This window comes from Sphingomonas sp. ABOLE (assembly GCF_003950455.1).
GTDB lineage: Bacteria > Pseudomonadota > Alphaproteobacteria > Sphingomonadales > Sphingomonadaceae > Sphingomonas > Sphingomonas trueperi.
The window spans coordinates 1-1,488 of sequence record NZ_QQWY01000098.1 but is presented as its reverse complement, the minus strand read 5'-3'; the positions used below and the strand labels follow the sequence as shown (position 1 = coordinate 1,488).

General features: G+C 59.6%; 1 protein-coding gene. It reads right to left on the bottom strand.

The window, feature by feature from the left end; translation table 11 throughout:
- Positions 1-305 precede the first annotated feature (305 nt).
- A complete protein-coding gene (locus CA234_RS24035; protein WP_126002938.1) occupies positions 306-1,409 on the bottom strand; it encodes an IS110 family transposase in 1,104 nt (367 codons plus the stop codon).
- Positions 1,410-1,488 lie beyond the last annotated feature (79 nt).

Below are 1,488 nucleotides of genomic sequence, written 5' to 3'. Positions count from 1 at the left end.
TCTCAATACTACGCTCTCATGACCGTCATTTTGGAAGCGGAGCCGCACAGAACCTACACCAAAACTGAGGTCCGGTGTAATTGAAACTGATGATGCACCTGATGGGTGTGCCGCGAGCCGATCGACGACGATTGATCATGCTCTCATCCGCGGATTGACTACCGCATTTCCCATTTCCGTCGTGGGCCTTCCTCTCTCTAAGCACGGGCATCGGTCGAAACCTGCCCCAACGTACGCCGAGGGTTACCCATCTTGCCTGGTCTTCGCGGCACGCCCATCAGGTCCAATAACTTGAGATGCCGTCGTCATGCGGGCTGCATACGTCGCCCGATGTCCCAGACAAATCCCACCAATTCGCGAGCGATCGCCGTGATGACCTTCGGCAAGGGCTTCCCGGACGCAGCCAACATCCGGTAGCGCTGGCACAGTCGGACTTGTGCTTTCCAGGCGATGGCTTTGACTTCATCCGGCAGTCCCTCGACCCGGGCTCGATAGCGGCGTTCTTCCCGCGCTGGCAGTCGATAGGACCAGGCCGCCTCCACCAACATTGCTCGCGCTTCGCGGTTGCCGGTCTTCGTTATTGCGCCTCGGCGCGTCCGGGCACCACTCGACGCTTCAGACGGGACCAGCCCCAGCCAACCCATGAGCTGTTTTGGGGTATCGAACCGACCAAGGTCGCCTATTTCTGCAACTAAGGTGGCGGCGACAATCAAGCCGACACCCCGCAAGGCCTGCAGAGCCTGAACCAACGGCGCCAGCGACCAATAGGGCAATGCCTCCACCAGCATTGCATCCAGTCGGTCGCAGCGCTGCTGTGCTTCCTCGATCCGGCGGATGCTCTCGCCGAATACGAATTGCTGGTGAGGTGCATCAAACGCCTGCTCACCGAGCCAGCGCCAGTGCGCCTTGGTCCAATTGGATCGACCGGCGAACTTGCGCCCATGGCGCAGAAGGAAGCTCAACAACATCTGCCGGCCAGCAACCAAATCGTGTTTCGCCTGGCGTCGCCCACGAATCAGATCACGGATAGCCTCGTGTGCCTCGTCCGGGACCCAGATCGCCGTCAATTCACCAGACCGTAGCAATCGGGCGAGCGTCATCGCGTCACGTCGGTCGGTCTTTATCCGGTCCGCAGGTTTGCGCGGCATGACCGATGGCGCAATCACGCTACATTCCGCCCCCAGATCGACTAACTGACGATGAATTCCGTAGCCACAGCCGCCTGCTTCATAACAGAAATGCAGCGCGACATCCGGGCTGCTCAGTCGGGCCACCAGACGCCGGATCGCATCCTGCGTGTTGGGTATGGTCCCGTAGAACCGGATTTCTCCAGTCCGACCGTCATCGGCGAGCGCAACTGCAATCGTCTCTTTATGGACATCGAGACCGACAAACTTGCTGATCGACATTGTCCTTCTCCTTCCTGACAAGCTGAGCTTACGCCCCACCTGCCTCGAAGCGCGAGGCGAATGACGGTCATTGGGTCTA